This window comes from Micromonospora sp. NPDC048907, from assembly GCF_055586885.1.
On the sequence record NZ_JBVJHI010000005.1, the window covers coordinates 460,961 to 473,454 of the forward strand.

Genomic DNA, 12,494 nt, shown 5'->3' on the forward strand with positions numbered 1-12,494 from the left:
TTACCGGACCGATCGGTCCGGGACTGATTGGTCCGATAGTGCGCCACCGGTCGGCAACCGGTCAATCGTCGACGGACCGATCGGTCCGTTATCCTCGCCACAGACGACCGAAGGAGGAGCGATGGCCCGCACCGCGGCACCCGGCAGCCGGGAGCGGATCCTGCGCACCGCCGGCGAGCTGTTCTACCGCCACGGCGTCCGGGCCGTCGGGATGAACCAGGTCATCGACGCCGCCGGCTGCGGCAAGAACCTGCTCTACACGCACTTCCCCAGCAAGGACGATCTGGTGGCCGCGTACCTGCGGGCGTGCCGGCGCGAGCGCGAGCGGTCCGGCGCCGCGGCGGCCGAAGGGCTGCCCGACGACCCGGCGACCCGGCTGCGGGCGCTGGTCGCGGAGATCGCCGCCACCGCCACCGCCGCCGACTTCCGCGGCTGCGCGTTCCGCCTCTTCCTCGCGGAGTTCCCCGGCGACGCCGGCGAGCCCGGCCGGGTGGCGCGGGACTACCTGCGCGACACCCGCGCCGAGATCGACGCCCTGGTGGCCCGGCTGGACGTGGCCGACCCGCGCCGGCTCGCCGACCGGATCTGGCTGGTCGTCGAGGGCCTCTATGGCAGCGCCGGGCGTCCGGACGCCACCGCCGCGGCGCAGACCGCGACCGGGCTCGTCGACGACCTGCTGGCCGCCGCCGGACGCTGACCCCTCACCCGGCCAACCAGGCCCGCAGCTCCGCGCCGTGCTCGTCCAACCCCGGGGGTGGCAGGTCGTGGCGGGGCGGGGTGGCCGACAGGCGGATCGGGTGGCGCACCCCCGGCACGCCGCCGACCGTGACCACCGGGTCGAGCCCGAGCCCCTCGGCCAGGGCCACCCCGTCGGCGACCGTGTTGATCGGGCTGCACGGCACGCCCGCGGCGCGCAGCTCGCGGAACCACTCGGCGCTGGTCCGCCGGGCCAGCGCGGCCACCAGCAACGGCCGCAGCGCGTCGCGGTGCGCGGTGCGGTCCCGGTTGCGCCGGAACCGGGGATCGTCGGGCAGCCCGGGCAGGCCGAGCACCTGGCACAGGGTGCGGAACTGGCCGTCGTTGCCGGCGATCACCACGAGTTCGCCGTCGGCGGTCGGCAGCGGCTCGTACGGCACGATGCTCGGGTGGGCATTGCCCATCCGGTGCGGCACCACACCCGCCGCGACGTGCGCGCTGGCGTGGTTGACCAGCCCGGACAGCGCCGAGGAGAGCAGGTCCACCTCGACGTGCTGCCCGACGCCGGTGGCCGCCCGGTGGTGCAGCGCGGCCAGGATCCCGACCGCCGCGTGCAGCCCCGCGATCACGTCGAAGACCGCCACCCCGGCCTTGTACGGCGGGCCGTCCGCCGCCCCGGTCAGGCTCATGAGCCCGGATGCCGCCTGCACCATGAGGTCGTACCCGGGCAGGTCCGCGCCGCCGGCCGCGCCGAACCCGCTGATCGAGGCGTACACGAGGCGCGGGTTCGTGGCCGTGACGGTGTCGTGGTCGAGGCCGAAGCGGCGCAGCGCGCCGGGCCGGAAGTTCTGGATCAGGACGTCGGCCCGGGCGGCGAGGCGGCGGGCCAGCAACGCGTCGTCGGGATCGGCGAAATCGAGCACCAGGGAACGCTTGTTGCGGTTGACGCCGAGGTAGTAGGTCGACACCCCGTCGCGGACGGGGGGCTGCCAGGTGCGGGTGTCGTCGCCGCCCGGCGCCTCCACCTTGATTACGTCGGCGCCCAGGTCGGCGAGGAGCATCGTCGCGTACGGGCCGGCCAGGATCCGGGAGAAGTCCGCGACCAGGACGCCCCGCAGCGGCCCCGACGATGCCTCCCTCATGGCCGCTCCCTCCCTCCGCCGGGCACCGCCACGGCGCCCGGACCGAACGGCCAACGATGGCACACCGACCGTCGCCCGGCGCCCCGCCGAGCCCCGACGGCGACGATCGTCGGGGAGACCGCCGCGGGCGAAGCGCCGCTGAAAATTCCGTCCCCTCGGAGACAAGTTGCTGAGCCGGGCCCGAATGCTTTCATGACGTGGCACGGGATGGGTATGCCGGACACCGCGGCCAGAGGTCGGCGGGACGCAGGCGACAACGGACAAGGCCGAGGTGATCTCATGGCAAGGAGCTGGCGGTCCAACCTGACGAACGGGATCATCGCCGGTGCGGCCGGTACGCTCGCCCGCGAACTGTTCAGCAATCTCGACGTCGGCCTTCGGGCTCGACCGATGAGCGACACGCACGAGCGTGCCGTGCAGCGGATGGTGGATCTGGCCCACGTGAATCTGGGGCCCGAAGACCGGGCGGCGAACCGGCGTGCGGGGTTCGGGCCCGTGTTCGGGTTCGTGAACGGGGTGTTGGCCGTGTCGCTCTTCGCGGTGCTCACCGGGCGGCGGCGGCCACCGCTGCCGGTGGCGGCGGGGGTGATCGGGATCGGTGGCATGCTGGTGGCCGACGGGTCGATGACCGCGCTCGGAGTGACGGACCCGCGCCGCTGGGGCGCCGAGGGCTGGCTCGAGGACGCCCTACCGTACGTCGCGTACAGCCTGGCCGCTGCCGCGACGCTGAAGCGGCTGGACCGGGACGGCTGACCCGGTCCGGCGCACGGGTGTTCAACGGTCCGGTCGAGCGGGTGCCTGAGCCGTTCGCCCTGCCGACGGTCACCGCTCGCCCGGGACAGGCCGCAGTGGGGTGGCCTCATGTGGACTGTGGGGGCGCCCGCTTCGGGCCGTGCTCAGTGGCCGTCGACGACGGAGGCGATCTTGGCGGGGGCGTTCAGCGGTGCGAGCTGATCCTCGTCCAGTCCGTACCGCCGGGCGAGGTACGCGGGGTCCTGCCAGGTGACCAGCGAGCCGGGCTGGCCGTCGTCCCGCACCATGAGTCGCATCGGCAGGTCGATGGCGATCTCGGGACGGGCCAGCATGAGCGGAGTGCCCGCCTGCGGATTCCCGAAGATGATCACCTGTGTGTCGGGCATGTTCAGCCCGGCCTTGCGTGCGGCCGCCGCATGGTCGACCACCGCCGCCACCGCAGCGCCCGCGCGTTCCGCCTCTGCCCGCAGCGCGGAGATTGTCTCTCCCACACCGTGGGTGCTCCGCCTGGTCACCAATCCGTCGTTCACGGCCGACCCCCGCTCACCGTGTCGCTGGGCGAATCCATCTCATCTTGCCCGCAACCGGGGCAGGTCCGGGGAGTTTGCCGTAAAACGGCAGCCGGTACTCCCCGACGGCAGATTGCCTGCCGTGGCCGCATGTGACGGCGGCTGCGAAGGCTCTGTCCGTGCCACCGTCACCAGACCGGTCCGGATCCTGAGGCCCGCTCGCGGCATGACCGCGCGGCTGACGACCGAACGAGTGGCTATTCCCCTCTCGGACGTCGTCGACCCGTCGGCGGACGTGTCCGGCGCCAGAGCAGGAGCGCGCCGCCGAGAACGACCACGCCGATGAGAGCGTCCACGAGCACTGGTCGGGGGCCGCGCTGCGGACGACCGGCGTTCCGGACGGTCAACTCGGTCAGCAGCCCGGTGGCGAGGTGCAGGTCGAAAAGCTGGCAGCTCTGGGCGCCCAGTTCGCAGCTACTACCGGTGGCGAAGGCGGACAGGGTCCGCCGGGTGCCGGCATCGAGTTGCACCTCCGCCAGCGATGCGTGACCCGCGTCGTTGACGGTCGCGACGACCACGCTGCCCGCCGAGCGCCAGCCGAGCAGTTGCACGACGTCCGGGACCGGCCCCGGTGGTGTCCGGACCCCGGAAAGAGGCACGAACTGGACGTCGCCGGCCTTCCACAGGAAGACACCATGATTGGTGTCGCCGCCCCTGCTGCCGGTGACCGGCCCCTCCGAGAGCCATGGCACGGTGGCGAGTAACGTGCCGTCCGGCGACCAGCCGACCTCGGCCGCCAGCTCGCGTCCGCTCGGGATCTGCACCCTGCCGAGCTCGCGGCCGTCGAGGTCGACGAGGTGGGCCGTCTGACCCACCTGCACGGCGAGCCGTCGGCTGTCGGCCGCGAACGCCGCCGTCCACGCCGGCTTGATCGCCGGCACCTCGGTGCTGCGCCCGGTCGACAGATCAAGCAGCCGCAGCGTGCCGATGCGGGCCACCTCAGCCTCGACGACGTTCACGGTGCCGAATTCTCCGGAGTGACTGAGGGGGGCGGCGCTGTAGGCAACGTGGCGGCCGTCGGGCGACCAGGCCAGCAGCCGCACGCCGACCGGGTCCCCGAGCGGGATCGACCGGCGCTTGCCCGTGGCCAGGTCGACCAGGACCAGGTCGCGGGTCGCGCCGCGATCGTCGCCGAGCAGCACGCTGGTGCCGTCCGGGGCGAGCAACGCCGAGGGGCGGTCGCGCTCCTCCATGGCGTCGACCCGCCGGTACGTGTCCCCGTCAGCCCCGACGACCAACGACTGGAACATGTTGAACGTTTCGCCGCTGCCGTAACCGTAGAGGGCTATCGCGCGGCCGGGCGGGGCCGACGTGACGGTGCTGGTGAGCATCGAGTACCCGGCGAAGCGGTCCGGCAGGCTCGGCGTGGTCGCCGGGTCTGCCGGCCGGACCGGAAGCGGGACGCCGGGCACGACCAGACCGGCCAGGACGAGCACGACAACTGCCCACGCCGCCGTGGTGGCGATCCGGTGGTGCCGGACCGAGCGGCGAGCCCGGATGAGCACGGTGTCCAGGTACCCGGGTGGCAGCGGCGGAGGTTCGTCCGGCAGGGTGGCGAACAGTTCTTTCATGGCGTGTCCACCCCTCCAGGCACGTAGTTCGGCAGCAGGCGGCGCAGCGCCGCGATGGCGTACGAGGTCTGGCTCTTCACGGTAGTCACGCGTTGGTAGAAGCCAACCCTGTGCGGCGCTGAAATCCGACACTCGGCAGTCTTCCTGTCAGAGTGACAATAAGTCTATGGTCGATTCATGTCTGACGATCGTTGGGTTCCGCCGACCGTTCTTCTTGCGGTTGACCTCGTCATCCTCACCTTGCGGGAGTCCTGCCTTCATGTTCTGTTGATCGAGCGCGGGGTTGAGCCCTATCAGGGCGCCTTGGCCCTGCCTGGCGGTTTCCTCGGTCACGAGAAGGAAGACCTCGTGACGGCTGCCCATCGAGAGCTTGCCGAGGAGGCGGGCTTGGGGCCGGATCAGTTGCACCTGGAACAACTTGGCGTCTATGGGGCGCCGGATCGTGACCCCCGAGGGCGGGTGGTCTCTGCGGCTTACCTGGCCATTGCCCCTCGGCTACCCGAGCCGGTCGCCGGCACCGACGCATCCCGGGCGTGTTGGACCTCGGTGGCGCAGGCGTTGTCCGGTGACGCGCAACTCGCCTTCGATCATGAGCAGATCCTGACCGATGGGATCGACCGCGCGAGGGAGAAGTTGGAGCGCTCGGCGCTCGCCACCGCCTTTTGTGGTCCGACCTTCACGATCTCGGAGCTTCAGGACGTCTACGAGGCGGTGTGGGGCGTGCCGCTCGATGCGCGGAACTTCTACCGGAAAGTGCAGAGCTTGGACGGCTTCATCGTCCCCGCCGGGCCGAGTCGCAAGACCGATGGCGGGCGTCCCGCTCGGCTATTCCGTCCCGGGCCCCGCACGACTCTTCACCCTCCGATGATCCGACCCCTCAGCCAGGCAGACAGGGAGACAGCGTGAGCACCAACAGCGGTCTCGTCGTGATCCTCACGGCGCTGGACCTCGAATACGCAGCGGTCCGAGACCAATTGACCGAACTACGTGTGCGGCGGCACCCCGCCGGCACCCGCTTCGAGGTCGGCCGGATCGGCCAAAGCGACTGCCGGGTCGCCCTCGGGCTGGTCGGTAAGGGCAATCATCCGGCCGCGGTGCTCGCCGAACGGGCGATGGCCGAGTTCTCCCCGGCCGCTGTGCTGTTCGTGGGAGTCGCCGGTGGCCTTTGGCCCAACATCCGACTCGGTGACGTCGTCGTCGCCAGCAAAATCTACGCCTACCACGGCGGCACCAGCGAGGACGACGGTTTGAAAGCCCGACCGAAGGCGTGGGAGATCCCCCACGAGGCCGACCAGATCGCCCACCACGTCGACAGGTTCGCGGCGTGGCGCCGTGGTCTTCCCGTAGGAGCAGCACCCAAAGTCCACTTTGGGCCAATCGCCGCAGGGGAAGTGGTGCAGGACTCGGGAATCTCCGAACAGGCCCACTGGATCCGCCAGCACTACAACGACGCCGTAGCGATCGAGATGGAAGCGGCCGGTGTGGCCCAGGCGGGCCATCTCAACCGTGCCTTGCCCGTGGTGGTCGTGCGCGGCATCAGCGACCACGCCGACGGCAGCAAGGCAGCCACGGACGGACAGGATTGGCAACCGAAGGCCGCACGCCACGCCGCCGCGTTTGCTACCGCACTGGCGCGAGAACTGATCATCGACGGGCCGGCCAGCCAAGACGGCGCGGACCGGGACGGGAGCCCCACGATGCCGACGGCCAACCGCAACATCGCCACCGGGAACGCCCACGTCGGGGTGCAAGCCGGGCAGATCTACGGCAACGTCACCGTCGGCGCTGGCGCCGATCGGCCGATCGATCTGGCAGCGACCATCGCAGACCTGCGAACCCACCTCAAGCAGGCCCACCTCGACGGACAGTTGGACGAAGAAACCTATGCCGCGGCCGAGTCGGAACTGGAGGCGGCGACGGCATGCGTCTCGGCCGGCAAAGCCGAGAAGAAGAGTGGCCTGATGGTCGCGCTCAAGCGGTTGCGGGGCCTAGTAGCCGACGTGTCTGAGCTGGCGGCGCGGCTTGCGGCGATCATCGCCGTGGTACGGGGCATGTGATGACGACCCCGACCGCGACCAACATTGCCCAAGGAGATGCGCACGTCGACGTACAGGCAGGCGTAGTCCACGGTGACATCAACTTCTACCGGCTGCCGCCAGACCCGAGTCCGGAGGAGCAGTTCGCCTTCGCGCTGAAGTATCTCGACGCGCGAGTTCGTGATCAGGCGCGCGAGCTCATCGAAAAGGCGGTCGCAGGTGGGTATATGACTACCGAGGTCCAGTTCTACCGCCTCATCGCCCTATTGAGCGGACGTACCCTGCGCCAACTCGCCCCCGAGGAGCTGGATCGCCTCACCGCTATCTGCGCCAGCCTGCCCCACCTCGACGACCATGACGAGTGGACTGCGGGGTTGAAGGTAATCATCCGCCTCCTGGCCCCCGTCGGCGCCGCCGAGACGGATCTCGTGGTCAAGGAAATCGATGCGCTGAACCGGCGTCAACGCGACGGTATCTACGGCCACCTCGAGGCGCTACTCGAAGGCGCGATGCAAGAAGAGATATGGCGGAAGTCCGTCGCCCTGGCGGACTCGCAGCGCACAGCGGGGGACCGATTCAACCGCGTCTGGAAGTTTTTCCACTCCACACCCGCGCAGCCTAGGACCCTACCGGTGCAACCCGCTGCTGTTGCGCTGCGCGACTGGCTACGCGCCGGCGCCGGCGCGGCCGTGTTCACTCTCGCCGTGGTGCAGATGATCTTGCTGGTGGCGGCCCGCAGCACGCTCGACCCGTTCCTCGGTCTACTCGCCGCCCTGGTCGGACTGGCCGCGTTTTGCGTCGGTGGGGCGGACCGGTACTACCGCGGGACACGGCTGCGCGCAAAGGAAGCCCAGATCCGTCCACCCCGGCAGCGGCGACGATATGCACCACCGGGAGGCTTTGCCCGCAAGGTGGACCGGCTCTTCGACCGCTACTTCCGCCGGTACGTGCCCGAAGGAACCGACCGAGCCTACTGGCTCGACCAGACGGCGGGGATCCGGCGGCACCTCCGCGACGAGGTGGTCGAGCTCTACCGGGAACAGCGCATCGAGGCCGAACAGGTCGCCTGGCTCGTCCGACACCTGGTGGGAGATGTCCGAGGGCAATGGGAACGAAACACGCTGACGGCGTACCGCCAGCAGCTGCGTAGCCCTGCCAGGACCAAGACCCTCCACGTCGGGGGACTGGCCCTCCTTGCCGCGGGAAGCCTCTGCGCCGTTCCTGCCGTCGTGACCAGCGCCCCCTTGTCCGGCACAGGTTGGTTCCTGCTCGCTGTGGCGTCCGCGGTGCCGGCGGTGCGCTCGTCGTTTCGGATCGTCGCCGAGCGACGCAGGGTCGCCGACGACCATGCGGAACGCAACGACAAGGACACGGCCCGCTGGGCGGCATACCACCGGTGGTGCCACAAGCTGTCCGACAAGCCGTCGGACACCGAGATGGCCACCTGGTTGGAAAGCGACCGCAAAGTCCTGGTCGACCAGGCCATGCAGCAATACCGACTCCGCCCCAGCCAGGTAATCGCACACGCCTTCATCGAGGCGCCGGCACCCTCATGCAAAAAGGCCCGCTACCCGCAAGGACCATGGCGGTACTCGCGGTATCGCCTGCTGCTGTTTCTCCTCACCGACGACGGCGTCCGGCAGGTCAACATCGATCTCGACTTCGAAGCCTCGGCAAGCCGCACCACCCAACGGCTCAACTACCGTTTCGACGCCCTCGCCGCCGTACGGATCGACGGCATCGCCACCCGACAGCAGACCTTCGAGCTGACTCTGTTCAACGGAGAACCCATCTCAATCCGAGTGAGCGATCCTGATAACGGAGCGCTCCAGCACGACGAGAACCCAACCAAGATCGCTGAGCTGTCGCTAGACGCCGCCGGGCTCAGTCACACCCTGCATGTCCTCGAAGGCATCGCGGCCGAAGGCAAGGAATGGGTCAAACACCGACGCCACCGCGCAGACGAAAGGCTTGCCAACCTCGCGAGCGCCATACGCGGGCTGCTCGATTAGGTCAGGGCGGCGTTCAACACCATTGCCAAGATTGGGCAGGATTCAACCTATTTGGATGGTGTACCTTCGCGGTGCCGGTCGAGCAGCCCAGCGCCGCGGCGGTCTGGGCGACGTCGAGGTCTTCCCAGTAGCGCAGGACCAGCACCGCGCGCTGCCCGCGCGACAGCTTCGCGAGCGCGCCCAGCAGGTCGACGCGGTGGTCGGCACCGGCCAACGGCGTCGCCGGTGGCCCGGTCACGTCGGCCACGGGACGGACCCGACGGGTCCAGGACCGCTCCCGCTCGGCCAGGTAGGCGTGGACCAGCACCGCCCGCACGTAGGCGTCGACCGACTCCGCTGCCGACGCCCTGCGCCAATGCCGGTACAGGGCGACGAGGCACTCCTGCACCAGGTCGTCCGCAGCCGACCACTGCCCGCACAGCCGGTACGCCAGCCGTCGCACCCATGGCATGCGTGCCTGCACGTACTCGACGTACTCTCGCTCACTCCGCAACCCAGCCTCCCACCCACACTAGGAGTGGCCCGGTGCCCGTTTCGGTTGTGGGGTGGTGATCGAAACTCAGCGGTGGTCGCATTCAGGCTCATCCGGCCACGACGATCCGGGAGCCCGCACTCATCCCGGCACCGCCACGAGCGCTGGCCAAGCCCCGCAGGCCAGGTCAGCGGCGGTCGGCACGTCGCGCAGGCTGACGCCGGCGTCGGGCATGGTGGTCACGAAGGTGTGGCGCAGCAGACGGGGGTGCGCCCGTGGCATCCCGATCCCTGCGGCCGCGGCGAGGTCCTTGAGCCGAACGGGATCCGCATACTGTGCTGGGCCGCTACAAGGCGCGTCGCTGAGGCAAGGGATTCGGCTTCACGCCGTTCGTGCTCTCGCGCACGGATCACGGTCGCCGAGCCACCGGAAACACGAGGTGCGTGACCCGGTCGCCCTGAACGCAGACGGTGGGGTTGTCGAGCAGGACGTCCTCCGCAGAGAGGTTGCCGAAGAAGGGGCGGTTGCCCTCGCCCATCACGACCGGAACGAGATCGACGGCCACCTCGTCGAGCAGCCCCAGTTCGAGGCACTGTCGGGCGATGGTGCCACCGGTTACCGCGACGACGCGGTCGCCGGCGAGCGTCTGGGCATGAGCGACCGCGGCTGCGACACCGTCTGTCACGAAGGTGAACGGTGCCTCGGGGTGTGCTTCGACCCAATCTGAAGGGACGCGGTGTGTCACCACGACGACGGGGACGTCCAACGTATGGCGACCCTGCCAGAACTTCACCGGCGCAGCGAGCCCCGTTATCGAGCGACCGACCAAGATCCGGTTCGTCAGGAGGTCGTCACTCGATGAACGCGGCGAGCCACCGATGAGTTAGGCGGCCCGGCAGGGTCTACAACCACAGACCGCAAGCTCCGTTCAGGGATCCGTAAGGAGATGCTATGACCGCCTCTGCAGCACTACCCCCCGTTGTCGACGCCGGCACGTGGCAGCGCCAGCTTGACGCACTGCGTGCTCGGGAGAAAGCGGCAACCCGAGAACTGGACGCGATCGCCGCGCAGCGCCGGCGACTGCCGATGGTTAACATGCCCGACTACACCTTGGAGGGTGAGCAGGGGCCGATCCGGCTGGTCGACGTGTTCGGTGGCAGGTCACAGCTGATCGTCTACAACCACATGTGGTTCCCCCACGAGCAGTGGCAGTGTTCCGGCTGCACCGGGTTCACCTCGCAGTTCACCCGGTTGGATGTACTGGACAACTACGACGCCCGCTTTGTGATCGTCACCCAAGGTCCGATCGAGGAGGCACTCGCGTACAAGCGGCGGGTCGGAAACAAGATGACCTGGTACTCCACGGCAAACAGTCCATTCGGCGGTGATGTCGGCGCACCGCCCGGCGGCGGATTCGCTGTCAATGTGTTCCTGCGCGATGGCGACACCGTTTATCGCACCTGGCACACCAACGGCCGTGGCACCGAGCAGCTCAGCCACACCTTTGCGCTGATCGATCTGCTGCCCTATGGGCGGCAGGAGGAGTGGCAGGACTCGCCCGAGGGTTGGCCGCAGTCGCCCACGTACAGCCGGTGGGCCAGCTCCGAAGACATTGCCGCGCTCTACGGGCCAGATGCGTGAGAACGCTTGGCAGCCTGCCAGAGGAAGTGACGGAACGCGCCGTTCGCGGTGCGGCATGAGCGCGCTACCGCACCAGCCGCCGGACCTCGATCCGCGCCCCAGGTACTTCGCCGCTTCGGACGGTGCGCTTGCTGGCCTCCAGGTGGTCGACTCGGTCATCGGTTGCCTGAGCCGCCCCCGCCATGGACGGAGGCCAAAGACGCCTTCCATTGCATCCAGCGTCGGCTTAATCAGGTTGTCGAGGTCCCAAAGGAGGACGTAGTCTCGTGCCGCTGGGTGGCCAGGCCTCGACACGCGCACCGCGCGACCAACGGCAGATCCGGACGGCCTGCAGTCCGCACGTCCGCCCGTAGGGCGTGCTCGTATGGCCTTGCCACACGTTGTTCAAGCGGGCCCGCTATTCGCGGCCGACCCACGTGGCGATGCATGCCTCGTTGCTCTCGGCGTCGGCCAGCACCCACCACATCGGCGCTTGCGCTGCGGAAGTCACGCGGCCCCCGGCGGCCAGGGCAGCGGCGATGCGGTCCTCGGCTTGATCATGCGGGACGGCGATGTCGATGTGCATGCGGTTGCGTTGCGATCGCGATCCGTCGGGCCAGTGAGACGTCGCGCCGGGACAGCGACACGGTGACACCCGCATGACGCAGGTCCACGTTGAGGTAATCCTGGTCGTCGCGGCCGGCGATCCGACCGATCTCGTCGACGAACGCGATCCCCGCCGACAGGGAGCCCGTCCGGAAGTGGGCCGAGACCAGGTGGTAGAGACAACGCCAGTCCTCGACACCGTCGGCCGCATGGAAACGCCCGGCGCTGACCTGCACCGTCATGGGTGCGAACCCAACACCGACGGCCGAACGTATACCCACTGCGGCATGGCGACCTCCGGGGACGGCCCGCCACGGCATCCGCTCATCGGCACGAGCGGACGCTGACCGGGCGCGCGATCAGCGGCAGGTCAGGACGCCGGGGCGGCACGGTCGCTCGTCGCCACGACGGCGTCAATCTCGAACTCGACCAGCCACGCCGGGTCGATGAAGCGGGATACCTCGACGAAGGTGCAGGCCGGGCGTATCTGACCGAACCGTTCGCCATGGGCGCGCGCCGCGTCGCGCCAATGAGTGATGTCAACGAGCATGACTCTGGTTCTGATGACGTCAGTGAGCGTCGCACCGGCCTCGCGCAGCGCATGCTCGGCGATGTCCAGGCAGCGAACCGACTGGGCGTACACATCTCCGGGACCGGCCGTGCCGCCGTCGTCGGCGATCGGAGCGGTCCCGGCCACGGATACGAACTGCCCGATCCGCACGGCTCGAGAAAAGCCGATTTCCGGTTCCAGCGGTGAGCCTGAAGTGACCAAGCGACGCAAGGAGGACATGGCACATAGCATCGCAGAGCAGCGAGGTTCCGATGAGGCGGCCGGATACGACCGCTCGACCGGCGGGTCTGCCTGCTGGGTGTGGGCGGCGCCGGCGGTGCCATCGAGGTCGCCCTGCTCGACGCCGGGGTAGCCGAGCTGCACCTGGCCGACGCCGACCCGGACCGGCTCGCCGCGCTGGGCGGGCGGCTGTCCGCCGCGTACCCGGTCGGGTCGGTGCCGCGCCA

At 69.4% G+C, this 12,494-nt stretch carries 14 protein-coding genes; 6 read left to right on the forward strand and 8 right to left on the reverse strand.

Annotated elements, in window-relative coordinates:
- The first annotated feature begins 121 nt into the window (after window positions 1-121).
- Complete coding sequence (locus ACZ6PY_RS20215; protein ID WP_466074298.1) at window positions 122-697, forward strand: TetR/AcrR family transcriptional regulator; 576 nt, start codon at window positions 122-124, stop codon at window positions 695-697.
- Between the two features lie 4 nt (window positions 698-701).
- On the opposite strand, the gene ACZ6PY_RS20220 is transcribed toward ACZ6PY_RS20215, so the two are convergent.
- Complete coding sequence (locus ACZ6PY_RS20220; RefSeq protein ID WP_466074300.1) at window positions 702-1,838, reverse strand: CaiB/BaiF CoA transferase family protein; 1,137 nt, start codon at window positions 1,836-1,838, stop codon at window positions 702-704.
- Between the two features lie 192 nt (window positions 1,839-2,030).
- On the opposite strand from ACZ6PY_RS20220, the gene ACZ6PY_RS20225 reads away from it, so the two are divergent.
- On the forward strand, window positions 2,031-2,591 hold the full coding sequence (locus ACZ6PY_RS20225) for a hypothetical protein (RefSeq protein WP_466074302.1): 561 nt from the start codon (window positions 2,031-2,033) through the stop codon (window positions 2,589-2,591).
- Between the two features lie 143 nt (window positions 2,592-2,734).
- On the opposite strand, the gene ACZ6PY_RS20230 is transcribed toward ACZ6PY_RS20225, so the two are convergent.
- Both ACZ6PY_RS20230 and ACZ6PY_RS20235 read right to left on the reverse strand, forming a co-directional pair.
- Window positions 2,735-3,082, reverse strand: coding sequence for a DUF302 domain-containing protein (locus ACZ6PY_RS20230; RefSeq protein ID WP_466074304.1), 348 nt, complete (start codon window positions 3,080-3,082; stop codon window positions 2,735-2,737).
- A gap of 275 nt (window positions 3,083-3,357) precedes the next feature.
- Window positions 3,358-4,731, reverse strand: a complete 1,374-nt coding sequence (locus ACZ6PY_RS20235; protein WP_466074306.1) for a hypothetical protein — start codon at window positions 4,729-4,731, stop codon at window positions 3,358-3,360.
- Between the two features lie 177 nt (window positions 4,732-4,908).
- Between ACZ6PY_RS20235 and ACZ6PY_RS20240 the strand changes: the two genes are divergently transcribed.
- The 3 genes from ACZ6PY_RS20240 to ACZ6PY_RS20250 are packed head-to-tail and all read left to right on the forward strand — an operon-like array spanning window position 4,909 to window position 8,779.
- On the forward strand, window positions 4,909-5,637 hold the full coding sequence (locus ACZ6PY_RS20240) for an NUDIX hydrolase (protein WP_466074308.1): 729 nt from the start codon (window positions 4,909-4,911) through the stop codon (window positions 5,635-5,637).
- The gene (locus tag ACZ6PY_RS20245) at window positions 5,634-6,788 is read left to right on the forward strand and encodes a 5'-methylthioadenosine/S-adenosylhomocysteine nucleosidase family protein (RefSeq protein WP_466074310.1); all 1,155 of its coding nucleotides are present in this window, start codon (window positions 5,634-5,636) and stop codon (window positions 6,786-6,788) included. The genes ACZ6PY_RS20240 and ACZ6PY_RS20245 overlap by 4 nt, the downstream gene beginning before the upstream one ends.
- Window positions 6,788-8,779, forward strand: coding sequence for a hypothetical protein (locus tag ACZ6PY_RS20250; protein WP_466074312.1), 1,992 nt, complete (start codon window positions 6,788-6,790; stop codon window positions 8,777-8,779). The genes ACZ6PY_RS20245 and ACZ6PY_RS20250 overlap by 1 nt, the downstream gene beginning before the upstream one ends.
- A 13-nt stretch (window positions 8,780-8,792) precedes the next feature.
- On the opposite strand, the gene ACZ6PY_RS20255 is transcribed toward ACZ6PY_RS20250, so the two are convergent.
- Both ACZ6PY_RS20255 and ACZ6PY_RS20260 read right to left on the reverse strand, forming a co-directional pair.
- Window positions 8,793-9,272 carry a sigma-70 family RNA polymerase sigma factor gene (locus tag ACZ6PY_RS20255; protein ID WP_466074314.1) on the reverse strand — a complete coding sequence of 160 codons (480 nt, stop codon included), beginning with the start codon at window positions 9,270-9,272 and terminating at the stop codon, window positions 8,793-8,795.
- 388 nt (window positions 9,273-9,660) lie between these two features.
- Entirely contained in the window at window positions 9,661-10,080 is a 420-nt protein-coding gene (locus ACZ6PY_RS20260; RefSeq protein ID WP_466074316.1) for a dihydrofolate reductase family protein, read from the reverse strand.
- Between the two features lie 122 nt (window positions 10,081-10,202).
- Between ACZ6PY_RS20260 and ACZ6PY_RS20265 the strand changes: the two genes are divergently transcribed.
- Complete coding sequence (locus tag ACZ6PY_RS20265) at window positions 10,203-10,892, forward strand: DUF899 domain-containing protein (RefSeq protein ID WP_466074318.1); 690 nt, start codon at window positions 10,203-10,205, stop codon at window positions 10,890-10,892.
- A gap of 397 nt (window positions 10,893-11,289) precedes the next feature.
- Here ACZ6PY_RS20265 and ACZ6PY_RS20270 read toward each other — a convergent pair whose 3' ends face one another.
- From ACZ6PY_RS20270 to ACZ6PY_RS20280, 3 genes are all read right to left on the reverse strand, one after another.
- Complete coding sequence (locus ACZ6PY_RS20270) at window positions 11,290-11,457, reverse strand: VOC family protein (RefSeq protein ID WP_466074320.1); 168 nt, start codon at window positions 11,455-11,457, stop codon at window positions 11,290-11,292.
- The gene (locus ACZ6PY_RS20275; RefSeq protein ID WP_466074322.1) at window positions 11,429-11,719 is read right to left on the reverse strand and encodes a hypothetical protein; all 291 of its coding nucleotides are present in this window, start codon (window positions 11,717-11,719) and stop codon (window positions 11,429-11,431) included. Before ACZ6PY_RS20275 ends, ACZ6PY_RS20270 begins: the two co-directional genes overlap by 29 nt.
- A gap of 128 nt (window positions 11,720-11,847) precedes the next feature.
- Window positions 11,848-12,411, reverse strand: coding sequence for a RidA family protein (locus ACZ6PY_RS20280; protein ID WP_466074324.1), 564 nt, complete (start codon window positions 12,409-12,411; stop codon window positions 11,848-11,850).
- Between the last annotated feature and the right edge of the window lie 83 nt (window positions 12,412-12,494).

What these genes read in the sequence shown, in the direction of transcription:
- ACZ6PY_RS20215 (WP_466074298.1), top strand. Translation starts at nt 122, where the DNA reads ATGGCCCGCACCGCGGCACCCGGCAGCCGGGAGCGGATCCTGCGCACC.
- ACZ6PY_RS20220 (WP_466074300.1), bottom strand. Translation starts at nt 1,838, where the DNA reads ATGAGGGAGGCATCGTCGGGGCCGCTGCGGGGCGTCCTGGTCGCGGAC.
- ACZ6PY_RS20225 (WP_466074302.1), top strand. Translation starts at nt 2,031, where the DNA reads ATGACGTGGCACGGGATGGGTATGCCGGACACCGCGGCCAGAGGTCGG.
- ACZ6PY_RS20235 (WP_466074306.1), bottom strand. Translation starts at nt 4,731, where the DNA reads ATGAAAGAACTGTTCGCCACCCTGCCGGACGAACCTCCGCCGCTGCCA.
- ACZ6PY_RS20240 (WP_466074308.1), top strand. Translation starts at nt 4,909, where the DNA reads ATGTCTGACGATCGTTGGGTTCCGCCGACCGTTCTTCTTGCGGTTGAC.
- ACZ6PY_RS20250 (WP_466074312.1), top strand. Translation starts at nt 6,788, where the DNA reads ATGACGACCCCGACCGCGACCAACATTGCCCAAGGAGATGCGCACGTC.
- ACZ6PY_RS20265 (WP_466074318.1), top strand. Translation starts at nt 10,203, where the DNA reads ATGACCGCCTCTGCAGCACTACCCCCCGTTGTCGACGCCGGCACGTGG.
- ACZ6PY_RS20270 (WP_466074320.1), bottom strand. Translation starts at nt 11,457, where the DNA reads ATGCACATCGACATCGCCGTCCCGCATGATCAAGCCGAGGACCGCATC.
- ACZ6PY_RS20275 (WP_466074322.1), bottom strand. Translation starts at nt 11,719, where the DNA reads ATGACGGTGCAGGTCAGCGCCGGGCGTTTCCATGCGGCCGACGGTGTC.